This is a genomic window from Enterobacter chinensis (assembly GCF_034008295.1).
In the GTDB taxonomy this organism is placed as follows: Bacteria; Pseudomonadota; Gammaproteobacteria; order Enterobacterales; family Enterobacteriaceae; genus Enterobacter; species Enterobacter chinensis.
In genome coordinates, this window is the sequence record NZ_JARDVI010000001.1 from 813,153 (window position 1) to 835,588 (window position 22,436).

Annotated in this window: 20 protein-coding genes; 10 read left to right on the plus strand and 10 right to left on the minus strand. The window is 57.1% G+C overall.

The genetic code is table 11. The features are described from left to right. Both PYW49_RS03970 and PYW49_RS03975 read left to right on the plus strand, forming a co-directional pair. Positions 1-2,982 (plus strand): virulence factor SrfB, encoded by a 2,982-nt coding sequence (locus PYW49_RS03970; RefSeq protein WP_320385749.1) that lies wholly within the window; start codon positions 1-3, stop codon positions 2,980-2,982. Beyond that, the gene (locus PYW49_RS03975; protein WP_320385751.1) at positions 2,979-5,156 is read left to right on the plus strand and encodes a virulence factor SrfC family protein; all 2,178 of its coding nucleotides are present in this window, start codon (positions 2,979-2,981) and stop codon (positions 5,154-5,156) included. The genes PYW49_RS03970 and PYW49_RS03975 overlap by 4 nt, the downstream gene beginning before the upstream one ends. Positions 5,157-5,252: 96 nt before the next feature. Here the strand turns inward: PYW49_RS03975 and PYW49_RS03980 are convergent, their stop codons facing one another. Then, a complete protein-coding gene (locus PYW49_RS03980; protein WP_320385752.1) occupies positions 5,253-6,008 on the minus strand; it encodes an alpha/beta fold hydrolase in 756 nt (251 codons plus the stop codon). A gap of 86 nt (positions 6,009-6,094) precedes the next feature. Then, a complete protein-coding gene (locus PYW49_RS03985; protein ID WP_003856960.1) occupies positions 6,095-6,268 on the minus strand; it encodes a GhoT/OrtT family toxin in 174 nt (57 codons plus the stop codon). Positions 6,269-6,512: 244 nt separating this feature from the next. Here PYW49_RS03985 and PYW49_RS03990 point away from each other — a divergent pair, with 244 nt between their 5' ends. Genes PYW49_RS03990 through PYW49_RS04000 form a run of 3 tightly spaced genes read left to right on the plus strand, consistent with a single transcriptional unit; the run spans position 6,513 to position 7,407 of the window. Continuing rightward, positions 6,513-6,839: a DUF1971 domain-containing protein gene (locus tag PYW49_RS03990; protein WP_063956740.1), complete on the plus strand. Its 327-nt coding sequence runs from the start codon at positions 6,513-6,515 to the stop codon at positions 6,837-6,839. 27 nt (positions 6,840-6,866) lie between these two features. Beyond that, positions 6,867-7,220, plus strand: coding sequence for a DUF1971 domain-containing protein (locus PYW49_RS03995; protein WP_134350471.1), 354 nt, complete (start codon positions 6,867-6,869; stop codon positions 7,218-7,220). 4 nt (positions 7,221-7,224) lie between these two features. Beyond that, entirely contained in the window at positions 7,225-7,407 is a 183-nt protein-coding gene (locus tag PYW49_RS04000) for a DUF1869 domain-containing protein (RefSeq protein WP_320385753.1), read from the plus strand. A gap of 37 nt (positions 7,408-7,444) precedes the next feature. On the opposite strand, the gene patD is transcribed toward PYW49_RS04000, so the two are convergent. The 7 genes from patD to ymcF all read right to left on the minus strand — a co-directional run bounded on the left by patD (position 7,445) and on the right by ymcF (position 14,767). Next, complete coding sequence (gene patD, locus PYW49_RS04005) at positions 7,445-8,869, minus strand: aminobutyraldehyde dehydrogenase (RefSeq protein ID WP_320385754.1); 1,425 nt, start codon at positions 8,867-8,869, stop codon at positions 7,445-7,447. 24 nt (positions 8,870-8,893) lie between these two features. Further along, on the minus strand, positions 8,894-9,700 hold the full coding sequence (locus PYW49_RS04010) for an ABC transporter permease (protein ID WP_008501291.1): 807 nt from the start codon (positions 9,698-9,700) through the stop codon (positions 8,894-8,896). After that, a complete protein-coding gene (locus tag PYW49_RS04015) occupies positions 9,690-10,628 on the minus strand; it encodes an ABC transporter permease (RefSeq protein ID WP_407057601.1) in 939 nt (312 codons plus the stop codon). The genes PYW49_RS04010 and PYW49_RS04015 overlap by 11 nt, the downstream gene beginning before the upstream one ends. Before the next feature lie 7 nt (positions 10,629-10,635). Beyond that, complete coding sequence (locus tag PYW49_RS04020; RefSeq protein WP_134350475.1) at positions 10,636-11,649, minus strand: ABC transporter ATP-binding protein; 1,014 nt, start codon at positions 11,647-11,649, stop codon at positions 10,636-10,638. A 17-nt stretch (positions 11,650-11,666) separates the two neighbouring features. After that, entirely contained in the window at positions 11,667-12,812 is a 1,146-nt protein-coding gene (gene ydcS, locus PYW49_RS04025) for a putative ABC transporter substrate-binding protein YdcS (protein ID WP_320385756.1), read from the minus strand. Between the two features lie 274 nt (positions 12,813-13,086). Beyond that, on the minus strand, positions 13,087-14,496 hold the full coding sequence (locus tag PYW49_RS04030) for an aminotransferase-like domain-containing protein (protein WP_134350477.1): 1,410 nt from the start codon (positions 14,494-14,496) through the stop codon (positions 13,087-13,089). Between the two features lie 82 nt (positions 14,497-14,578). Next, positions 14,579-14,767: a cold shock small protein YmcF gene (gene ymcF, locus PYW49_RS04035; protein WP_320385757.1), complete on the minus strand. Its 189-nt coding sequence runs from the start codon at positions 14,765-14,767 to the stop codon at positions 14,579-14,581. A 392-nt stretch (positions 14,768-15,159) separates the two neighbouring features. On the opposite strand from ymcF, the gene PYW49_RS04040 reads away from it, so the two are divergent. From PYW49_RS04040 to hslJ, 4 genes are all read left to right on the plus strand, one after another. Beyond that, the gene (locus PYW49_RS04040; RefSeq protein WP_134350479.1) at positions 15,160-16,560 is read left to right on the plus strand and encodes a cytochrome ubiquinol oxidase subunit I; all 1,401 of its coding nucleotides are present in this window, start codon (positions 15,160-15,162) and stop codon (positions 16,558-16,560) included. Further along, positions 16,560-17,570 (plus strand): cytochrome d ubiquinol oxidase subunit II, encoded by a 1,011-nt coding sequence (cydB, locus tag PYW49_RS04045; RefSeq protein ID WP_134350480.1) that lies wholly within the window; start codon positions 16,560-16,562, stop codon positions 17,568-17,570. Before PYW49_RS04040 ends, cydB begins: the two co-directional genes overlap by 1 nt. Then, entirely contained in the window at positions 17,570-17,698 is a 129-nt protein-coding gene (locus PYW49_RS04050) for a DUF2474 domain-containing protein (protein WP_045354196.1), read from the plus strand. Before cydB ends, PYW49_RS04050 begins: the two co-directional genes overlap by 1 nt. Positions 17,699-17,825: 127 nt before the next feature. After that, complete coding sequence (hslJ, locus tag PYW49_RS04055; RefSeq protein WP_134350481.1) at positions 17,826-18,263, plus strand: heat shock protein HslJ; 438 nt, start codon at positions 17,826-17,828, stop codon at positions 18,261-18,263. On the opposite strand, the gene PYW49_RS04060 is transcribed toward hslJ, so the two are convergent. After that, on the minus strand, positions 18,264-18,530 hold the full coding sequence (locus tag PYW49_RS04060; protein ID WP_032658293.1) for a putative hemolysin: 267 nt from the start codon (positions 18,528-18,530) through the stop codon (positions 18,264-18,266). A 271-nt stretch (positions 18,531-18,801) separates the two neighbouring features. Between PYW49_RS04060 and nifJ the strand changes: the two genes are divergently transcribed. Beyond that, the gene (gene nifJ / locus PYW49_RS04065) at positions 18,802-22,326 is read left to right on the plus strand and encodes a pyruvate:ferredoxin (flavodoxin) oxidoreductase (protein ID WP_134350482.1); all 3,525 of its coding nucleotides are present in this window, start codon (positions 18,802-18,804) and stop codon (positions 22,324-22,326) included. The last annotated feature ends 110 nt before the right edge of the window (positions 22,327-22,436 follow it).

Sequence of the window (22,436 nt, forward strand, 5' to 3'; positions counted from 1 at the left end):
ATGCTGGTAAATCTTTGCGACTATAAACAAAGCGTCACGCTTATCGCTAACAGCGGCGTGCAGTTCCTTGATTTCGGTCTGACGCCACAGGACACCGCCAGCCACGGACGCTTCGTACGTAAAACCGCGAACGGCCCGCTTTTGCGACTCGATTTCGACCTGGTTAACGGGCGCTATACCGTGCCGGGAATGAACGGCGGCCAGCCTGAAGTGGTCAAACCGGAAACCACCATTCCGCTGCATCAGTCGCTGGCGGTGCTCGATGGCGTCTGGCTTCCGGTTCCGTTCCTGCGCTTCAACCCGCCGCGGACCTTTGTTGAAGGCCCGGATAACTGGGCCCGCGTTCAGGTGCGCAAGCTTGATACCCCCGACACGGCTGGCAATACGCACCGCGTGACCCTTGCGCTTGACAGCCAGATTGCTGAACATGCCACGTCCGCCCTGTCCCCGGTGGAAAACGACATTCTGAACGGCACCCGCTTCGCGCTGGCCTGGCGAGACAATGAAGTTGAAAGTTTCCTCGACCAGACCTGGATTGACGGCTGGCTGCGCGAGGCGTTTACCCAGTATGCCGACGGCGTTGAAAACCGCTCAGAACGCGACCTGCAGCAGGCGATGCGCAGTTTTGAATATCAGGCCCACTGGCTCAACCTGCTGACCATGCTCGGTGAGCAGCTCACCGTGCCGGAAGTGAAATTTGTTACCCATACGCTCAGCACGCCTGCCATTCCGGTTGACCTGATCCTCGACGTGGGCAATACCCACACCTGCGGCGTCATTATTGAAGACCACGGCGATGCGAACGATGGGCTGCGCCAGACCGCTGAGCTGCAGGTGCGCTCGTTAAGCGAGCCGCAGTTCCTGAATGAGCCACTGTTCACCAGCCGTCTCGAGTTTTCGGAAGCGCGTTTTGGCAAGCAGCACTTCTCGGTTGAAAGCGGCCGCGAAGATGCGTTTGTCTGGCCGTCGATTGTTCGTGTCGGTGATGAAGCCCGCAAGCTGGCGATGCAGCGTCTGGGGACCGAAGGTAACAGCGGCATCTCCAGCCCGCGTCGCTATCTGTGGGATGAAACGCCGGTGGTACAGGACTGGCGCTTTAGCCAGATGAACAGCAAAAACCAGCGTGAACCGCTTGCCACCGCGTTTCCGCTGATGAACCTGATGAACGATGACGGAGAGCCGCTCTTCACGCTGCCGCAGGACGAGCGGCTGCCGGTCTTCTCGCCGCAGTACAGCCGCAGCACGCTGATGACGCACATGCTGTGCGAGCTACTGGCTCAGGCCCTGGGGCAGATCAACAGCGTCGCCACGCGCCTGCGTCTGGGCTTCCCCGCGTCTCCACGCCAGCTGCGCACCCTGATCCTGACGCTGCCCTCCGCCATGCCAAAGCAGGAGCGCGAGATTTTCCGTCGCCGCATGTTCGAAGCTATCGCCATTGTCTGGAAAGCGATGGGCTGGCACCCGCAGGATGAGGATTTTGTCACCCGCAAACAGCAGGATAAAAGCGTGGTGCCGGTGCCTGAAATACAGATGGAGTGGGATGAAGCCAGCTGTGGTCAACTGGTCTGGCTGTATAACGAAGCGATATCCCGTTTTGGCGGCCAGACGGAAGCCTTCTTCGCCTCCCTGGCCCGCCCGGACCGCGAGCCTGAGCCGGGTAGCCAGCCGGGCCGCGCACTGCGCGTCGCCTCCATCGACATCGGCGGCGGCACAACGGATATGGCGATCACCCATTATCAGCTGGATGACGGCTCCGGGAATAACGTCAAAATCACCCCGCAGCTGCTGTTCCGCGAAGGCTTTAAAGTCGCGGGCGACGATACGCTTCTGGACGTGATCCAGCGCTATGTGTTGCCTGCCCTGCAAACGCAGCTGCAGAAATCCGGCATTGCGGACGCCTCGCTGCTGATGGCCTCGCTGTTCGGCGACTCCGGGCGCATTGATACCCAGGCCGTACTCCGCCAGCAAACGGCGCTTCAGCTCTTCATGCCGATTGGCCATGCCATTCTTGCCGCGTGGGAGTCCAGCGACGTTGACGATCCGCTGGCCGGTCTGCATGCCACCTTTGGCGATCTCCTGGCGCAGAAACCGACCCGCAACGTGATGAATTACCTGCAGCAGGCGATCGATCATGCCCTGCCTGCGGGTTCAGACGCTTTTGACCTCTTCGCCGTGCCGCTGCATGTGAATTTCCGCGAAATGCAGGATGCAATGCTGGCCGGACAGTTTACGCTGGCCTCACCGCTTCACGCGGTGTGCGAGGCGATATCCCATTACAGCTGCGATATTTTGCTGATCACCGGTCGCCCTGGCTGTCTGCCCGGCGTTCAGGCGCTCATTCGCCATCTGCAGCCGGTGCCGGTCAACCGCATCGTCTGGCTGGATAAATACCAGGTGCACGAGTGGTATCCGTTCAGCCAGCAGGGGCGCATTGGCAACCCGAAATCGACGGCCGCCGTGGGGGCCATGCTCTGCAGCCTGGCGCTCGACCTGCGCCTGCCGCGCTTCAACTTTAAAGCCGCGGACATTGGCGCGTATTCAACCGTGCGCTATCTGGGCGTGCTGGATAACACCGTCAACACCCTGCGCGAGGAAAACGTCTGGTATCAGGATATCGATCTCGATAAGCCTGGCGCGAAGCTCGACGCGCGTCTGCACTTCCCGCTGCGCGGTAACGTCACCCTCGGCTTCCGCCAGCTGGCGAACGCGCGCTGGCCCGCCACACCGCTCTACACGCTCAGCATTAACTCGGCTGAACTGGCGAAAGCGATTGCCGGCGACGGCGTGCTGAACGTGCGGCTCAAACTCTGCGGCGGCAGCAAGCAGGAAGGTCCTGAGGCCTTCGAGCTGAGCGATGCCTGGCTGCAGGACGGCACGCCGGTGGCACCTGACGCATTAACCTTCAAACTGAATACTCTGGCCGATCGCCGACACAGCGGCAGCCACTACTGGATCGACAGCGGGAGCGTATACCTGAAATGACAGCGACGACGACCACCACTCAGGCATTAATCGGGTGGATTAATGAGACGCGCCTGAACGCCCCTGTGCTGGATAACGATGCCGACGCCCTGCTTGCTCGCATCAACGCGGCGCGGGCGCGGGAGCAGGCCATTGAACGCGCCATGACCCGCCAGAGCAGCATCGGGCTTTACGGCCATTCACAGAGCGCGAAAGCGCACCTGCTGTTGTCTTTGTGCGGCAGCGGTAACGGACGCCTGAACGTGACGCCGGGCCAGCGTACCTTTGACTATTTTTCGCATATCAATCCGGGACATGCCCTGACCAACATGGCCGTCCGCTTCACCCGGGAAAACCCGGAGGTGGCTGATGAAGCGTTCCCGCTGCGCCTGAGCCTGGTCACCGAGGCCGAGCTGGTGCAGCTGTTTATTGCCCGCACGACGCTGCATCCGCAGATGCGCGCGGTGGATAAGGCGGTCATTGAGACGCGTCTGGAGAAATGGCGCGGCCTGCGCCAGCCGCAGGGCGTGCCCGGCATCACGGCTCAGGAAGTGGGGGCCATCGCCCGCTTCTGGCAGAGCACGGTACCCGCCGCCAAACAGCAAATTGATGATGCCCTGTGGCATGAGTTTGCCCAGCTGGTGCCTTCACTCGATCTCAGCACGCGGGCCAGCGTCTGGTCGCTGCTGTGGGGCGAGCAGCAGGAGCTGACCCAGCAATGGTTAAACCTGGCCCATGTGCTGCATCAGACCAGCCACGCCCGCGAGCTTGCCGCCCCGCTTAGCCTGCTGGTAGACAGCTTTGGGCTGCCGGGTGAAGGGTTCCTGACGCACGACGGCACGCCAGCCCTTCAGGATGCGCAGGAGACGCTGCTTCATCCGCTGAATAACGGTGAAATGCTCAACGCCATCAGCATCCCCGTCGATGTGCTTGCCTTCCTGACCCGCGAGCTGGTGCTGCCGGTTGAGAATGGCGCGCTCGATAACGTCGATATCGTTGATATCCCGGTTTTTGAAGATAACCGGGCCGACCCGTTGCGCCAGGCGAAATCCCAGTGGCTGCTTGAGCACTATCGTCAACAGCTGCAGCCGGATGTGCTGGTCATTTGTAATGCGACGGCGGAGCACGGACAGACGGCCAAAAAAGCAAAAGCGTTAATGAACTGGGTCAAAGAGACGCAGCCTGCTGAAGACTCTGCTCTGCCGGGTCTGGTGTGGGCAATTACCCCCCATGATGCTCGCTTTACCACCCGGCAGAATCTTGATGAAGCCGTACAGCATCTGCTCGGGAAACCGGGTTTACGCTGGGGCACGCTGCAGGCGCTGGACAGCCACAGCATGCAGCGCGTCATCGAGTGGTTATCTCAGGCCACGCTACCCGCGCAGCGACAGAAGCGTCTCAGCACGCTGAAAAACGCGCTGCACCAGGAGCTCTGTTCGCTGATGAAAAGTTACCTGGCACCAATAGTTGAGGAGCCGGGTACCCGACGCGCTCAGGCAGAAAACATGGTGCGCACGCTGCAAAGCAGCGCCGCCCGCCACGGTGAGCTGCTTGATGGCCTGTTGCCGCCGCTAAAAGCCTTTGAAACACTACTGGCCGTTCAGCAGCCGCGCGAGGAACAGGTTAACGGGCTATTTACGGATAGCATTGACCTGTTTGCCGATAGCGCACAGGAAAGCGCCGGTTTGTTCAAGACAAAAGACAAAGCGCGCCTGGCACACAGAGTATGGATAAATCATCTGCGTCAGTGGAGCCGAAGCGAGGCCATGGCCGCCCGTCTTGGGCTGGAACCCGCGGTGTTACAGCAAATCGCGGATGTTCTGGTGGTCACCAGCTACCGGCTGGATCTGCCTCAACAGCTTCAGCGTATTGTCGAAGCGGATAAAAGCAGCGCTGCACAACTGCATGCCGTAATGGGTAACTTCATTGGCTGGCTGGGTTACGACCAGACGCCCGTGGCGACGCGTCCTGCCAGCCGCATCCGCAAGGGGCAGGCCATCTTCGTTACGCCAGTGGTCAGCAGCGCCGAGCCTCGCCTGACGCGCCTGGGGGAACAGCCTGTGCATGCGGCCACCGCATACGTGTATGACTGGCTGGTCGCGCTCTATAGCCGCGCGATAGAGAACACTGATTACCAGCATCCGCATGATATCCAGCCTGGCGCGCGTCAGGCCTTACACGCGTTATTGCGCTGAACGCTGATTAACAATGTAGCCGCTTTTCTTGCCGGGTGGCGCTGCGCTTACCCGGCCTACATCCTGATATTTGGCCCGCAGCAGTGCGGGCCATTATCACACCACCATACATCCGGCTAGCGTCTTCGCCAGTGCAGAGGGGTTTTCCCAGGACATTGAGTGCCCTGCCGCAGGGATGATTTTCACCGCAACGCCCTTCTGCTGCAGATTATCCACATCGTCATCAGGCAGCGACAGCTCGCCGAAAATCAACGTCACCGGGCAAGGGAGTGACAGGAACTGTGCCTCCCATTCTGGCTCAACGCCTTCCACCAGACTCGATGCACCGCGCCAGACGGCATAAGGGGCATTGCTCTGCAGGCACCCCGCCCACGCCGTGGTTTCTGCCCGCAGCATGGCGTCATAACCCTGCTCCAGAAACTGTTGCTCGGTTTGTGCCGCAATAGAGCGGCTGAACATGCCCCCGCCCGCGTGAAAATTAGGTTCTGACACCATCAGTCCCTTAACGCGCGTGGCCAGCAGCCCCGCCGTTTCGATAGCAATGCTGCCGCCCATGCTGTGACCATAGAGCCAGAAGGTATCGAGTTTGAGATGGTTAATCAGTTCCACGACGACACGGGCCTGGTCACTGGTTCGGTAGCTGTAGTGGAGAGGTTTATCGCTGTAGCCGCTGCCGGGCAAATCGATAAGAATCGCTCTGCGCGCACCAAAAAGAGGATCACGAACGACGCGGGGGTATTCATAGGAAGCGGCGCAGCCCAGCCCGTGAATGAACACCACGGGATCGCCGGTGCCGGGCAAATCATGCCAGCGCACGGTGCAGCCAGCCTGCTGCGAGTAAAAACTGTTCATAAGCACTCCTTTTATGACTCACTGTGTATTTATACAGTTATCACATCAGGAATGCTATATTCATCTTCTAAAACGGGAAGCGTGCTTCAGAAAAGCGAGATCAGAAGCGCAACGGGAAAGCTCATTGGCCAGGTTGATCCCACCAGAAAAGCGCTGAGCAGGCGGATACGTTTGCGGTCTTTGGAGAGAAACCAGGTAATTAATGCGCAGATGGAAGCCATGATTGCGTAAAAAACCAACATCTTTTGATACAACGTCATTCTTAATACCAGAGCCGAAAAAATAACCGCACGCAATATGCGTCATATGTTGATACAGATCAAGTTTTTTCATTACATAATAACCACTTAAATATTAAGGCTAATAACAACTGAGTATTCTGCGTAACAAATTGGGAGAGCGGACAATAACCTTTATTGATAACATGCATATTAAATGCACTTTTTGATAAATTTTGTATCCTGAAAAGGCGTCTAATTAAGGCAGACATTCATGGGAGGCAATATGCTGCGCATTCCGCCGAGTTGTATTCATACCCGCTCCACCCCTTTCTGGAATAAAAATACCGCTCCTGCCGGGATCTTTCAGCGTCATCTCGACACCGGTACCCGTCCGGGCGTCTATCCTCGCCTGACCGTGATGCAGGGTGCCGTGCGCTACTTAGGCTATGCCGATGAACTGACCCCTGAGCCCGACAGCACATTGATTATCAAGGCCGGCCACTTCGGCGTTTTTCCGCCTGAGAAATGGCATCACATCGAAGTGATGTCCGATGACACGCTATTCAACATCGACTTTTTCGTCGAACCCGAGGTACTGAGGTCGCTTTAAACGGCTTTTACTTACGAGGAAACCATCATGCTACGTATTCCTGAGAATTTTGTTCATACCCGCTCCACGCCATTCTGGAACAAAGACACGGCGCCAAAAGCCCTTTTCACCCATCATAATACTAAAGCCAGCGTCTACGGCCGTTTGTCCGTGATGCAGGGCACTGTGCGCTATTTTGGCTTCCCGGATGCAGATGCGACAGAACCGGATCTGGAACTGGTGATCGAGGCCGGATCGTTTGGCATCTCACCGCCGCAAAAATGGCACCGCATTGAGTTATTGACCGACGATACGTATTTCAATATCGACTTTTTTGCCGATCCTGACGTTACGCTTCAGGGCGCAGGTATCGGAAAAGTGGTTAATACACATAAGGAGTAATAGCGTGGGTAAAGCAACGTACACCGTGACCGTGACCAACAACAGCAACGGCGTCTCGGTGGAGTATGAAACAGACGCCCCAATGGAGTTGCTCATCCCGGACGTCGCCGCAGACATGGTGAAAGATCTGGTGAATACCGTTCGCGCTTATGATACGGAAAATGAGCACGAGGTTTGTGGCTGGTAAGAAAACGCCCGGCGATACTGGCCGCCGGGCATGATTCTTAGTGTTTTATCATCACATGCCGGACAACCGTATAATCCTCGAGCCCGTACACCGACATATCCTTTCCGTAGCCGGATAATTTCATGCCGCCGTGCGGCATTTCGCTCACCAGCATAAAATGGGTATTCACCCAGGTGCAGCCGTACTGCAGGCGCGCGCTCAGACGATGGGCGCGGCCCACGTCTTTCGTCCAGACCGACGAGGCCAGGCCGTACTGCGAATCGTTCGCCCAGGCCAGCACCTGCGCCTCGTCGTCAAACTCGGTGACGCTCACCACCGGGCCAAACACCTCGCGCTGAACGATGGCATCATTCTGTTTTGCCCCTGCCAGCAGGGTTGGCTGGAAGTAGTAACCTGCCCCCTCTTTTTTGCTCCCGCCCGTCACCACGCGGATATGGCCGAGCGCTTTCGCCTCGTCGACAGCCTGACAGACGCGTGAAAGATGGGCCGCCGAGCTGAGCGGTCCCAGTTCGGTATCCCCATCCTCCGGGGCACCCATTTTGAGGCTGGCTACCGCTGCGCCCAGTTTTTCCACAAGCGCAGCATAAATTCCCTTCTGGGCATAAATACGGCAGGCCGCCGTGCAGTCCTGCCCGGCATTGTAGAAACCAAACGTCCGCACGCCTTCGACAACCGCATCCAGGTCGGCATCATCAAACACGATAACCGGCGCTTTTCCACCCAGCTCCATGTGGGTGCGTTTAATGGAGGACGCCGTATGGCCGATGATATGTTCCCCGGTCGCAATCGAACCGGTCAGCGAGACCATGCGGACTTTTTCATGCCCGGTCAGCGGATCGCCTACCGTCTTGCCGCGGCCAAACAGTACGTTCAGCACACCCGCCGGGAAGATGTCCTTTGCCAGCTCCGCCAGCTTCAGCGCCGTCAGCGGCGTAATTTCGGAGGGTTTGATCACCACGCAGTTACCGGCTGCCAGCGCGGGGGCGAGCTTCCACGCGGCCATCATCAGCGGGTAGTTCCACGGCGCGATAGAAGCAACCACGCCCACCGGGTCACGGCGGATCATTGACGTGTGGCCATCAAGATACTCACCGGCGGCCAGCCCGTTCAGGCAGCGGGCTGCCCCGGCAAAGAAGCGGAAAACATCGACCACCGCCGGAATTTCGTCCCCGAGGGCACAGTGCAGCGGCTTGCCGCAGTTGAGAGACTCAAGCCGGGCAAACTCTTCACCCTGCGCCTCGATGGCGTCAGCCAGCTTCAACAGGCACTCAGCGCGCGTTTTGGGCGTGGTCTGCCCCCAGTCGATGAAAGCCCGGTCAGCGGCCTCTACCGCCGCGTTGACCTGAGCCAGTGACGCTTCAGCAATTTCAAGCAGTACCTCTCCAGTGGCCGGATTATAAACCGGCTGTTTCTCGCCTTCTCCGGCAACCAGTTCACCCTTTATCAGCAGATGTGTTTGCATAGCATTGTCCTGTTGAAATCAATGTTATTTCCCGCTGCCGGCAATGTTCTCGCCGTCGCGGGTTAGCCACCAGGCTCCCAGAATGGGGATGGTTGTCACCAGCATCACCAGCAGTGCAACGACGTTTGTGACCGGCACGTCGCGCGGACGCCCGAGCTGGTTGAGCAGCCACAGCGGTAACGTACGCTCGTGTCCCGCCGTAAACGTTGTAACGATTATCTCGTCAAACGACAGGGCAAACGCCAGCATTCCCCCGGCCAGCAGCGCTGAACCCAGATTGGGCAGCACGACATAGCGGAAGGTTTGCCACCCGTCAGCCCCGAGATCCATCGACGCTTCCACCAGGCTCCAGGAGGTGCGTCTGAACCGGGCAATCACGTTGTTAAACACCACCACCACACAAAACGTGGCGTGTCCCACCACGATGGTGAAAAAACCCGGCTCAAGGTTGATGGTTTTGAATGCGGTCAGCAGCGCCAGGCCGGTGATGATCCCCGGTAACGCAATCGGCAATAGCAGCAACAGTGAGATCGCATTCTTGCCAAAAAACTCGCTTCGCCACAGCGCCGCTGCAGCAAGCGTGCCAAGCACAAGGGCTATCGCGGTGGAGAGCGCAGCAATTTGAAGTGACAACGTCACGGATTCAATGATATCTCCACGCCCCGCCGCCACGCTAAACCACTTCAGCGTCAGCCCCTGCGGCGGAAAACTGAAGGCGGCGTCTTCGGTGTTAAAGGCATAGGTTGCGATAATCAGCAGCGGGAAGTGCAGGAAGATAACCCCTCCCCACGCTGCCACTTTCAGGAACAGCGGTGCGCGTTCAGAGTGCATCGAATGCTCCCAGACGCTTCACGAACGCCAGATAGAGAGAAATCAGCACGATGGGAACCAGCGTGAACGCGGCGGCCATCGGCATATTGCCGATAGCCCCCTGCTGGGAATAGACCATATTGCCGATGAAATAGCCCGGCGGCCCCACCAGCTGGGGAACAATAAAATCCCCCAGCGTCAGGGAAAAGGTGAATATCGAGCCCGCTGCAATGCCCGGGATCGCCAGCGGCAGAACGACGTAGCGAAAAGTCTGGCGGGGACGCGCGCCGAGGTCGGCTGAGGCCTGCAGTAAAGAAGCCGGCAGACGCTCCAGCGCCGCCTGGACGGGCAGGATCATAAACGGCAGCCAGATATAAACGAAGACCAGAAACCGTCCCAGCCCGGAGGTGGACAAGGTGTTGCCGCCAATCGCCGGGAGCGTAAGGAGCGAGGTCAGGATCGGCTCCAGCCCCATATGGCTGAGAAACCATTGCGCCACGCCGTCCTTCGCCAGCAGCAGCGTCCAGGCATAGGCTTTGACGATGTAGCTCGCCCACATCGGCAGCATAACGGCGATATAGAAGAACGCTTTCCACTTGCCGTGGGTGTATCGCGCCATGTACCAGGCCATCGGGAACGCCAGGATGGCGCTGGCAAGGGTCACCGCAATCGCCATGGTTAGCGTGCGCAGGATAATGTCGTAGTTTGCCGGGTTAAAGAGCGCCTGAATGTTCGCCAGGGTCAGGTCCGGCGTGACCGCCATGGTGAAATCATCAAAGGTGTAAAACCCCTGCCACAGCAGAGTCAGCAGCGATCCTAAATAGACGATGCCAAACCACATCAGCGGCGCAAGCAGAAGCAGGAACAGCCCGAGCGATGGCTTGCGCCAGAACAGTGCCGTCATGCGGCTCAGGCGGGTGCGAGAGGCGGGAGGATGCGCAACGCTCATATCCATTTCACCTCTCCTCGTGAAGGCGGATCATGGCGTCGCGCGACCACGACGCCATGACAACCTGCCCCGGCGCAATGCCGCTCAGCGGCGAGGCGTCACTGAGATTAGCCTGGCTTACCAGCAGTTTTGCGCCGTCAGCGAGTTTTAGCTCCAGACGCGTGGCGGCCCCCTGATACTGAACGGCCTGCACGCATCCCTGAACCTGAACTTCACCGCTCTCGTTAAGACGAATATGTTCCGGACGCAAAGAATAGGAGCCCTCCATGCCGCATATTTTCTGCGCAAGGCCTGCATCAAAGACGTTGGACGTGCCGACAAAACCGGCGACAAACGGCGTGCGCGGGCGCATGTAGAGATCGCGCGGGGTATCCACCTGCTCGATGCGTCCATTATTGAACACCGCCACCCGGTCTGACATGGAAAGGGCTTCGCCCTGATCGTGGGTGACGAAAATAAAGGTGATGCCGAGTTCCTGCTGAAGTTTCTTCAGCTCGAACTGCATCTGTTCACGCAGTTTGAGATCGAGCGCACCTAAGGGCTCGTCCAGCAGCAGCACGCGCGGCTCATTGACCAGCGCCCGGGCGATGGCAACGCGCTGACGCTGGCCGCCGGAAAGTTGCGAAGGTTTGCGGGCGACGGCAAAGCTCAGGCCCACTTTTTCCAGCGCATCGCGGGCCTGCGCATGGCGTTTTTTCTTATCTATGCCTTTTACCATCAGCCCGTAAGCGACATTATCGAGGATCGACATATGCGGGAACAGCGCGTAGTCCTGGAACACGGTGTTCACGTCCCGCTCCCAGGGCGGCAGTTCGCTCGCCTCTTTGCCGAAGATTGAGATCGTGCCGCCTGACAGTTGTTCAAAACCGGCGATCAGACGCAGGCAGGTGGTTTTGCCGGAGCCCGAAGGCCCCAGCATGGAGAAAAATTCTCCGTCACGGATCGCAATGGTGACCCCATCCACCGCCCGCACGTCGCCGTACAGGCGGGAAACATTATTAAACTCTACCGCGTACGTCATGTTCTGCTCCCGGGCGATTAACGGCCACCCATGATGGCGATGTAATCCTGCGTCCAGCGGCTGTAAGGCACAAATTTTCCGCCTTCTGCAATGGGGGTTTTCCAGAACATGATTTTGTCGAACTCGTTATACCCGTTAGTTTCGCAGCCTTTATCTCCCAGCAGCGTGCTGGCCTTACACCCTTCCGGCACGACGGGCAGCGAGCCAAACCATGCGGCCAGATCGCCCTGCACTTTCGGCGTTAGCGACCAGTTCATCCACTTGTAGGCGCACATCGGGTGTTTTGCCTGCGCATGCAGCATGGTGGTATCCGCCCAGCCGGTTACCCCTTCTTTCGGGAAGACAGTAGCAACAGGCTGGTTTTCGGCCTTCAGGGCATTTGCCTGATACGGCCAGGCGCTGGAGGCGACGACGCCTTCATTTTTGAAGTCGCTCATCTGAACGGTAGTGTCGTGCCAGTAGCGGTGGATCAGGGCATGCTGATCGCGAAGCACCTTGAGCACGGCGGCATACTGTTTTTCGGTGAGCTGGTACGGGTCTTTGATCCCCAGCTGAGGTTGAGTGGCTTTGACAAACAGCGCCGCATCGGCGATGTAAATCGGGCCGTCATAGGCCTGGACGCGTCCCTGATTGGTTTTACCGTCAGGCAGATCCTGTTTGGTAAAGACCACGCTCCAGCTGTCCGGCGGCGTCGGGAAGGTTTTGGTGTTGTACATCAGCAGGTTTGGTCCCCACTGGTACGGCGTGCCGTAGACTTTACCCCCGATGTTAAACCATTCCCCTTTCACCATCCGAGCGTCGAGGGTTTTCCAGTTGGGAATGAGATCGGGGTTAATCGGCTGAACGCGTTTACCCATGATCAGGCGGAGCGACGCATCACCTGACGCAGTGACCAGATCGTATCCCCCTTTCGCCATCAGGCTCACCATTTCATCAGATGTCGCCGCCGTTTTGACGTTGACCGCGCAACCGGTCTCTTTTTCAAACTGGGTGACCCAGTCATAGTTTTTATCCGTCTGCCCCCGCTCGATGTATCCCGGCCAGGCAATAATATCCAGCCGTCCTTCCCCGTCGCCAATGGCTTTCGGCGGTTCTGCGGCTTGCGCTGTCATGATAGTCATGCCGAGCGCACACAGGCTGCTGCGGGCAAATTTTTTGCTCATAAGAATTTACTCCTGTCGCAATGAAATTTAGCGGCAGCCGTGCCGTAAAAATATCTCCCTTATTAAACGTAGACCGCGCAAATGCGCCGCACCGTGCGGCTTAAGGAAATTTCATCAAGGTGTGACCGAGGGCGCATTCCCCGTTAACTGGATTATAGACAAGGAGTTAGCGGCGAGAGACGGTATGCAGATTTCCTATGATACGGCACCGCGAATTATTTACAGTGCCGTCATCAGGATAAGAAATGATTATTTAATGGAGGGGCGAGGAAATTTATTCCAGCATGCTGCTAATTAATTTCCCTAACTGAATGACCGCCTGTTCTTCCCGCTCTCCCCAGGCCCAGGACGTATTAAAACGAAAGAACGGTGTCCACGCGTCAGAAGTGGAAAACATCTTTCCGGGGGCAATGCTGATGTGGTGCATTAGGGCCTTTTCGCTCAGAAGTCCCGCATCCAGCTGCGCCGGAAGCTCCAGCCATAAAAAGTAGCCGCTGTCGTTATGGTGAATTTTGACGCCAGCAGGCATATGGCGCAGAAGTGACTGCCAGGCCTGTTGTTTTCGCTCGGCCAGCGTCCGTCGCAGGCGGCGCAGATGGGCGTCGTAGCGTTTGGTCGCCAGGTAATCCACCAGCGCCAGCTGCATGGGAGAGCTGGTTGAGAGCGTGCTCATCAGCTGCAGTTGCTGAATGCGCCGCGCGTGTTTTCCCGCCGCGACCCAGCCGATGCGAAAACCGGCCACCAGACATTTTGAAAAGGACGAGCAGTGCAGCGTCATGTCCTGACGATCCCAGGCTTTCGCCGGGAGCGGCTTTTCACGCCCAAAATAGAGCTCGCTGTAGACGTCATCTTCAATCAGCGGGACGTTGTGCTGCGTTAACAGCGCGACAAGCTGCGCTTTTTTCTCCGCGCTCAGCGTGAAGCCAAGCGGGTTTTGGCTGTTGGTCATGACCCAGCAGGCTTTTACCGGGTACTCATTCAGCGCCTGTTCCAGGGCGTTGAGATCAATCCCCTCGCGGACGTCCGTCGCAATCGACAAGGCTTTGAGCTTCAGGCGTTCCAGCGCCTGCAGCGCGCCGTAGAAACAGGGGTTTTCGACAATAACCCAGTCACCGGGCTCGGTTACCGCCTGCAGACTGAGATTGAGCGCTTCGAGCGCGCCTGCGGTGATCACGATCTCTTCGGGAGAGATATTCATTCCCTGCTGCGCGTAGCGGCGGGCAATGGCGTGGCGGAGATCGACGTTACCCGGCGGCAGATTTTCAATCACGCTCATCGCCGTCGCGGTTTTGCTGACGTTCGCCAGCGAGCGGTTGAGCTGCTGAAGCGGGAAAAGTCGGGGGTCGGGAAATGCGGAAGCAAAAGGGACAACGGAGGGGTCGCGGCTGGCCTGTAAGACCTCGAAGATGTAGGTGTTGATATCCACCGCTTCGTCACGCATCACCTGGGCGGGTGGCGCAGGCTGTTGTGCGGTCGGGCGCGAGGCAACGTAATAGCCCGACTGCGGTCTGGCGACAATGCGCCCCTGACTTTCCAGCATCTGATACGCGTGGCCAACGGTCATAAAACTCATGCCGCTGCTCGCCACCTGCTCTCGCAGGGAAGGCAGCTTATCGCCCGGCAGCCATACGCCAAGCTCAATCTGCGAGATAATTTGTTGCGCCAGACGCTGGTATTTTTTCATCAGATTCTCCTTATGACTGACAGTGTATATCAGCAGGAGAAAAAGAGAAGATTTAGCTAACTGTTATAGTTTTGAAAATGAATTACTTACGGTACTCGGTGATGTGGCTTTGCGCCTGACGCGCAGCGGCCAGGTAGTCGAGCGTGATCATCGACGATTTGCAAAAAATGCATTTCGCGCCGAGTGGGTTTTTCTCAGACATATCAAAGACTGAGGTACGGTACTGCGAGCCATGACAGCATGGGCAGCGAAAATGGATATAAGAAGTCATAGGATTCTCCTGAAACGTAAAACGTAAATTACTAATGGGCCGATTGGGCAATAATGGTTTTAAACAAAAACTAATCGGAAAGTAGATAAAGACCCAAGAGAGGCTGCGGAGAGGCACAACGTGATGAGAACTGCTTTATAAAACTACGTCAGATATTTATTTGGACTCAAAACCAGAAGACCATTAACGCACGGCTCAGACGACAAGGCAAGCAGTTTAATGCGTAAAATTCATAAAAAGATTGTTTTTATTCCCTAACCGCGAAGTATATCAGATGCCTAAAGCATCGACTTTCAATCAACTGTTATGGTTAAAAATCACTTTTCTGCGTCTGATAGTCTGATCTTCGCCCCTATACCATAACAGCACACCGTTTGACATTGAGGCTGTGCATGTTTGGTTTAGATGCTTTTCACCTTGCACGGATACAGTTTGCGTTTACCGTATCCTTTCACATTATTTTCCCGGCAATCACCATTGGTCTCGCCAGCTATCTTGCCGTGCTCGAAGGACTGTGGCTGAAAACAAAAAATCCGGTCTGGCGCTCACTGTACCATTTCTGGTCGAAGATTTTTGCCGTCAACTTTGGCATGGGCGTGGTCTCCGGGCTGGTGATGGCCTACCAGTTTGGCACCAACTGGAGTGGTTTTTCGCAGTTTGCGGGCAGCATTACCGGCCCGCTGCTGACCTATGAAGTGCTTACCGCCTTCTTCCTCGAAGCCGGGTTCCTCGGCGTGATGCTGTTCGGCTGGAATAAAGTCGGGCCGGGACTGCACTTCTTCGCCACCTGCATGGTGGCGCTGGGCACCATTATCTCCACCTTCTGGATCCTCTCCTCGAACAGCTGGATGCAGACCCCGCAGGGCTATGAGATCGTCAACGGTCAGGTTGTACCCGTGGACTGGTTCGCGGTGGTGTTTAACCCCTCCTTCCCTTACCGCCTGCTGCATATGTCGATAGCCGCGTTCCTGAGTAGCGCCCTGTTTGTGGGCGCATCCGCGGCATGGCATCTGCTGCGCGGCAATAATACCCCCGCCATCCGCGCAATGTTCTCAATGGCGCTGTGGATGACGCTGATAGTCGCGCCTATCCAGGCCATGGTGGGCGATATGCACGGGCTGAACACCTTAAAGCACCAGCCTGCGAAAATTGCCGCCATTGAAGGGCACTGGGAAAATCCGCCGGGTGAGCCTACCCCGCTGCTGCTGTTTGGCTGGCCGGATATGGAACAGGAGCGCACCCGCTTTGGGCTGGAGATCCCGGCGCTGGGGAGCCTTATCCTGACGCACAGCCTGGAAAAACAGGTTCCGGCACTCAAAGAGTTTCCAAAGGAGGACCGTCCGAATTCCACCATCGTCTTCTGGTCATTCCGCATTATGGCGGGCCTGGGCATGCTGATGCTGCTGCTTGGCGTGACGGCACTCTGGCTGCGCTATAAAAAGCGCGTTTATTCTTCCCGCCCTTTCCTGTGGTTTGCACTGCTGATGGGGCCAACCGGGCTGATTGCTATCCTGGCCGGATGGGTCACCACCGAAGTGGGCCGCCAGCCGTGGGTAGTCTACGGACTTCAGCGAACGAAAGATGCGGTTTCTGCCCATGGCGATCTGCATATGAGCGTGAGCCTGCTGGCCTTCTTCGTCGTTTACACCTCGGTATTCGGCGTGGGTTACAGCTATATGGTGCGCCTCATCCGAAAAGGCCCGCAGCCGCATGAATCTTTCGCCACCGAGTCCGACGGACGTCCGGCGCGCCCGCTTTCTGCCGTCACCGCTGAACATAAGGAGCTGCCATAATGGGTATCGATCTTTCCATTATCTGGTTTGTCATCATCGTCTTCGCCACGCTGATGTATATCGTGATGGACGGTTTTGATCTGGGGATAGGTATTTTGTTCCCGGCAACGCAAAACGCCGACGATCGCGACGTGATGGTCAATAGCGTTGCGCCGGTCTGGGACGGAAATGAAACCTGGCTGGTGCTTGGCGGAGCCGCCCTCTTCGGCGCATTCCCGCTGGCCTATGCGGTCATCGTTGATGCCCTCACCATTCCGCTGACATTAATGCTGATCGGACTTATTTTCCGTGGCGTGGCATTTGAGTTTCGCTTTAAAGCCACGCCGGCGCACCGTCCTTTCTGGGATAAGGCGTTTATTGGCGGTTCCATTCTGGCGACGTTTACCCAGGGTGTGACGGTGGGGGCCGTCATTAACGGCTTTACCGTTACCGGCCGGGCCTATACCGGCGGGCCCTTTGACTGGTTTACCGCGTTTAACCTGTTTTGCGGCGCGGGCCTGGTGGTGGCCTATGCGCTGTTAGGCTCTACGTGGCTGGTGATGAAAAGCGAAAACGCGCTGCAGCAGCGGATGCGCGAGGTATCGAAAACGCTGTTACTCGTACTGCTGGCGTTTATTGCGGCGATCAGCCTCTGGACACCGCTGGCACACCCGGCCATCGCTGCGCGCTGGTTTACGCTGCCGAATCTGTTTTATCTGCTGCCTGTCCCGGCCCTGGTGGTGATTTTTAGCCTGTATCAGTGGCGCTGCCTGAACAATCCCGACAGCCATAGCCGACCGTTTATCCTGACGCTGGGGCTGATATTCCTCGGCTTTAGCGGGCTTGGGATCAGCATCTGGCCGCATATTATTCCGCCGTCGATCACCCTGTGGCAGGCCGCCGCGCCGCCGCAAAGCCAGGGCTTTATGCTGGTGGGCGCGCTGTTGATCATTCCCGTTATTCTGGTCTACACCTTCTGGAGCTACTACGTATTTCGCGGCAAAGTTCAGCATGGGGAGGGTTATCACTGATGCAACAACCTGTCTGGAAAAGATTACTCTGGCTGGCCGTTATCTGGGGCGGCAGCGTGCTGGCGCTGGCTGCTGTCAGCATGCTCTTCCGTATGCTGATGACGGCGGCAGGGTTTAAATCTCATTAACGTCACCCGGGCATCCGCTGCGTTGCCCGGCACCTCTCCCCGCACTTTCAGATAAACCCCATTAACGAACCGCGGAGTATCGTTACACTGGAAAAAGATTCACAGTATTTATAGTTTGAGAAGAAAAATGAAAAAGCTCATTGCGTTAAGCGTTATTAGTCTTGTCCTTACCGGCTGCGTTAATCCGGGCAAAGCCTCCGTACAGCCGGAGCAACTGAAAAACCACCGCTTTGTGCTGGAAAATGTGAACGGTAAGGCCGTGAAGACCGCGACAGCGCAACCTGAGATCAGCTTTAGCGCCCTGCCAGATATCAGCCTGGTTAATAACATCAGCGTATCTGGTGCGATGTGCAACCGCTTCAACGGACAGGGGAAATTGTCCGAAGGCGAGCTAAAGGTGAAAACGCTGGCCATGACGCGCAAACTCTGTACTGAGCCGCAGCTGAATGAGCTGGATCAGGCCATCGGCGATATGCTGCGCAACGGAGCGCAGGTCGACCTGACAGAAGACCAGTTAACGCTGGCGACAGCCGATAAAACGCTGATGTTTAAGCGCGCAGAATAATCAGTAGTTACCGCAGCTTCCAACGGCAAGTGACTGTTCACTGCAGCGTTTGCCGTTTGGCAAGGCGCACATCCCGATAGCAGAACCATCGAGCTGACGGGCAACAGACAACGAACCGCCAATCATCGCGCAGTTGGCCTGACCTGAACTGGACATTGCCGCTTTCATTCCCGGCGCCACGTGGGCTGCCGTTGCCTGCTGGACTGGTTCACTGCTACATGCCGACAACAATAATGCGGCACACCCTACCAAAAATGCTGAGCGCATGCTCTCTCCCCCGTGAATAATGCGAAACCTATGCATAATAGGCATCACATCCCGTGTCGTCGAGAGCGGAAGTGCGTATTTATGCGCTCCAGAAACAATTTCTCGCAATTTTTTCGCCAAAAGTTTGATCTACTCATTGATGGCGAGAATACCGAGGACACAAAAGCGAAAATCGTAAAATCCCCCGTTTGCTAGAATACACAGATAATATTCAGGGTTTGTCGCCGTAATACAGACCCCTATTTTTTGCGCAATGTAAGGGTGTTGTCCTATGCAAACTATTGACGGTAATGGTGCAGTTGCCTCAGTCGCGTTTCGCACCAGTGAAGTTATCGCCATCTACCCGATTACGCCGAGCTCTACCATGGCTGAGCAGGCGGACGCCTGGGCGGGTAACGGGTTAAAAAACGTCTGGGGCGATGTCCCGAGAGTGGTTGAAATGCAATCTGAAGCCGGTGCGATTGCCACGGTACATGGCGCGCTTCAGACAGGCGCGCTTTCCACGTCGTTTACCTCTTCTCAGGGATTGTTGTTAATGATCCCTACGTTGTACAAACTCGCGGGTCAACTGACTCCCTTTGTTCTGCACGTTGCTGCGCGTACCGTTGCCACCCACGCGCTCTCCATCTTTGGCGATCACTCTGACGTGATGGCCGTGCGCCAGACCGGCTGCGCAATGCTGTGCGCCAGCAGCGTTCAGGAAGCCCAGGACTTTGCCTTAATTTCGCATATCGCCACGCTCAAAAGCCGGGTTCCGTTTATTCACTTCTTTGATGGTTTCCGCACCTCTCACGAAATCAATAAAATCGTCCCGCTGGCTGACGATACAATCCTGAACCTGCTGCCGCAGGCGGAGATCGACGCTCATCGCGCCCGGGCCCTTAACCCGGAACACCCGGTTATTCGCGGAACGTCGGCCAATCCGGATACCTATTTCCAGTCCCGCGAGGCCACGAACCCGTGGTACAACGCGGTTTATGACCATGTTGAACAGGCGATGAACGACTTTGCCGCCGCGACTGGCCGTGAATATAAGCCGTTTGAATACTACGGCCATCCGCAGGCTGAACGGGTGATTGTGCTGATGGGTTCAGCCATTGGAACCTGTGAAGAGGTGGTTGACGAACTGCTGACGCGCGGAGAAAAGGTCGGCGTGCTTAAAGTGCGTCTCTATCGTCCGTTCTCGGCTAAACATCTGCTTTCCGCTCTGCCTGAAAGCGCCCGCGCGGTGGCGGTGCTTGACCGTACCAAAGAGCCGGGCGCGCAGGCGGAACCTCTGTATCTGGATGTGATGACCGCCCTGGCAGAAGCCTTTAATAACGGTGAACGTGAAACGCTGCCGCGCACCATCGGGGGACGCTATGGTTTGTCCTCCAAAGAGTTTGGGCCGGACTGCGTGCTGGCGGTATTTAACGAGCTAAGCGAGGCGAAGCCCAAGCCGCGCTTTACCGTCGGCATCTATGATGATGTCACCAACCTGTCCCTGGTCCTGCCGGAAAACACCCTGCCCTCGACTGCTAAACTTGAGGCGCTGTTCTATGGTCTGGGCAGCGACGGTAGCGTCTCCGCGACCAAAAACAACATCAAAATCATCGGCAACTCAACGCCGTGGTACGCCCAGGGTTACTTCGTCTATGACTCGAAAAAAGCAGGCGGCCTGACCGTTTCCCACCTGCGCGTCAGCGAACAGCCTATCCGCTCTGCCTATCTTATTTCTCAGGCTGACTTTGTTGGCTGCCACCAGCTGCAGTTTATCGATAAATATCAGATGGCTGAGCGCCTGAAACCCGGCGGTATTTTCCTCCTCAATACCCCATACAGCGCAGATGAAGTCTGGGCACGCCTGCCGCAGGAAGTTCAGGCGGTGCTGAACCAGAAAAAAGCCCGTTTCTATGTGGTCAACGCTGCGAAAATAGCCCGCGAATGTGGTCTGGCCGCGCGTATCAATACCGTTATGCAAATGGCTTTCTTCCATCTGACCAGCATCCTGCCGGGCGACAGCGCGCTGGTGGAACTGCAGGGCGCGATTGCCAAAAGCTATAGCAGCAAGGGTCAGGAACTGGTCGAGCGCAACTGGCAGGCGCTGGCGCTGGCGCGCGAGTCACTGTTCGAGGTGCCGCTGCAGCCTGTCAATGGCACAAGCCCGAACCGCCCTCCGGTGGTATCCGATGAGGCGCCTGATTTCGTGAAGACCGTGACGGCGGCGATGCTGGCCGGTCTGGGTGACGCCCTGCCCGTTTCTGCGCTACCGCCGGATGGGACATGGCCGATGGGCACCACCCGCTGGGAAAAACGTAACATCGCCGAAGCGATCCCCATCTGGAAAGAAGAGCTGTGTACCCAGTGCAACCACTGCGTGGCGGCCTGCCCGCACTCTGCCATTCGTGCCAAAGTGGTTTCGCCGGAAGAGATGGAAGCCGCACCGGCCAGCCTGCATTCGCTGGATGTGAAATCCCGCGATATGCGCGGACAGAAATACGTTCTGCAGGTTGCGCCGGAGGATTGCACCGGCTGTAACCTGTGCGTCGAAGTCTGTCCGGCGAAAGACAGGCAGGATCCGGAGATTAAGGCCATCAATATGATGTCGCGTCTGGAGCACGTAGAAGAGGAGAAGGTCAATTATGACTTCTTCCTGAGTTTGCCGGAAATCGATCGCAGCAAACTGGAACGTATTGATATTCGTACGTCACAGCTGATCACACCGCTGTTTGAGTACTCCGGCGCCTGTTCAGGGTGCGGTGAAACGCCGTATATCAAGCTGCTTACCCAGCTGTACGGTGACCGGATGTTGATTGCCAACGCAACCGGCTGCTCCTCAATTTATGGCGGCAATCTGCCTTCTACCCCCTACACTACCGACGCCAATGGTCGCGGTCCGGCCTGGGCAAACTCGCTGTTCGAGGATAACGCCGAATTTGGTCTGGGCTTCCGCCTGACCGTCGACCAGCACCGGACGCGCGTAATGCGCCTGCTGGAACAGTTTGCCGGGCAGATCCCTGCTGAGCTCAATGACGCCCTTCACGCGGACGCAACGCCAGAGGTACGTCGTGAGCAGGTTGCTGAGCTGCGTCAGGCGCTTCAGGGCGTGGCGGGTGCTGAACAATTGCTGACCGACGCGGACGCCCTGGTCGAAAAATCGATCTGGCTGATTGGCGGCGACGGCTGGGCCTACGACATTGGCTTCGGCGGGCTGGATCACGTGTTGAGCCTGACCGAAAATGTCAATATCCTGGTTCTGGATACGCAGTGTTATTCCAATACCGGCGGGCAGGCGTCAAAAGCCACGCCGTTAGGCGCTGTTACGAAATTTGGTGAACACGGTAAGCGCAAGGCACGCAAAGATCTCGGTGTGAGCATGATGATGTACGGTCACGTCTACGTCGCGCAAATCTCGCTGGGTGCGCAGCTTAACCAGACGGTGAAAGCGATTCAGGAAGCGGAAGCGTATCCTGGCCCGTCGCTGATCATTGCCTACAGTCCTTGCGAAGAGCATGGCTACGACCTGGCGCTCAGCCACGATCAGATGCGACAGCTGACGGCTACCGGCTTCTGGCCGTTGTACCGGTTCGATCCGCGCCGTGCGGATGAGGGTAAATTACCGCTGGCGCTGGATTCGCGTCCGCCATCAGATGCCCTGGCCGAGACGTTAATGCAGGAGCAGCGCTTCCGTCGCCTAAACGCGCAGCAGCCGGAAGTGGCTGAACAGCTGTGGAAAGACGCGGCGGCCGATTTGCAAAAACGCTATGATTTCCTGGCACAGATGGCGGGTAAAGCCGAGAAATCGACTAGCGACTAGTTCCCCTGCCCGGCTTGCCGGGCATTTTTTGCCACAAAAAAAGCCCGGTGTCTTCACACCGGGCGGTTCCAGATAATCAATGAATATCTCTTTAGTTTCCCGAATAACAT

Excerpts from the sequence above, each read along its gene's own strand:
- PYW49_RS03970 (WP_320385749.1), top strand. The coding sequence starts at position 1 with ATGCTGGTAAATCTTTGCGACTATAAACAAAGCGTCACGCTTATCGCT.
- PYW49_RS03975 (WP_320385751.1), top strand. The coding sequence starts at position 2,979 with ATGACAGCGACGACGACCACCACTCAGGCATTAATCGGGTGGATTAAT.
- PYW49_RS03980 (WP_320385752.1), bottom strand. The coding sequence starts at position 6,008 with ATGAACAGTTTTTACTCGCAGCAGGCTGGCTGCACCGTGCGCTGGCAT.
- PYW49_RS03985 (WP_003856960.1), bottom strand. The coding sequence starts at position 6,268 with ATGACGTTGTATCAAAAGATGTTGGTTTTTTACGCAATCATGGCTTCC.
- PYW49_RS03990 (WP_063956740.1), top strand. The coding sequence starts at position 6,513 with ATGCTGCGCATTCCGCCGAGTTGTATTCATACCCGCTCCACCCCTTTC.
- PYW49_RS03995 (WP_134350471.1), top strand. The coding sequence starts at position 6,867 with ATGCTACGTATTCCTGAGAATTTTGTTCATACCCGCTCCACGCCATTC.
- patD (WP_320385754.1), bottom strand. The coding sequence starts at position 8,869 with ATGCAAACACATCTGCTGATAAAGGGTGAACTGGTTGCCGGAGAAGGC.
- PYW49_RS04010 (WP_008501291.1), bottom strand. The coding sequence starts at position 9,700 with ATGCACTCTGAACGCGCACCGCTGTTCCTGAAAGTGGCAGCGTGGGGA.
- PYW49_RS04015 (WP_407057601.1), bottom strand. The coding sequence starts at position 10,628 with ATGAGCGTTGCGCATCCTCCCGCCTCTCGCACCCGCCTGAGCCGCATG.
- PYW49_RS04020 (WP_134350475.1), bottom strand. The coding sequence starts at position 11,649 with ATGACGTACGCGGTAGAGTTTAATAATGTTTCCCGCCTGTACGGCGAC.
- ydcS (WP_320385756.1), bottom strand. The coding sequence starts at position 12,812 with ATGAGCAAAAAATTTGCCCGCAGCAGCCTGTGTGCGCTCGGCATGACT.
- PYW49_RS04030 (WP_134350477.1), bottom strand. The coding sequence starts at position 14,496 with ATGAAAAAATACCAGCGTCTGGCGCAACAAATTATCTCGCAGATTGAG.
- ymcF (WP_320385757.1), bottom strand. The coding sequence starts at position 14,767 with ATGACTTCTTATATCCATTTTCGCTGCCCATGCTGTCATGGCTCGCAG.
- PYW49_RS04040 (WP_134350479.1), top strand. The coding sequence starts at position 15,160 with ATGTTTGGTTTAGATGCTTTTCACCTTGCACGGATACAGTTTGCGTTT.
- cydB (WP_134350480.1), top strand. The coding sequence starts at position 16,560 with ATGGGTATCGATCTTTCCATTATCTGGTTTGTCATCATCGTCTTCGCC.
- PYW49_RS04050 (WP_045354196.1), top strand. The coding sequence starts at position 17,570 with ATGCAACAACCTGTCTGGAAAAGATTACTCTGGCTGGCCGTTATCTGG.
- hslJ (WP_134350481.1), top strand. The coding sequence starts at position 17,826 with ATGAAAAAGCTCATTGCGTTAAGCGTTATTAGTCTTGTCCTTACCGGC.
- PYW49_RS04060 (WP_032658293.1), bottom strand. The coding sequence starts at position 18,530 with ATGCGCTCAGCATTTTTGGTAGGGTGTGCCGCATTATTGTTGTCGGCA.
- nifJ (WP_134350482.1), top strand. The coding sequence starts at position 18,802 with ATGCAAACTATTGACGGTAATGGTGCAGTTGCCTCAGTCGCGTTTCGC.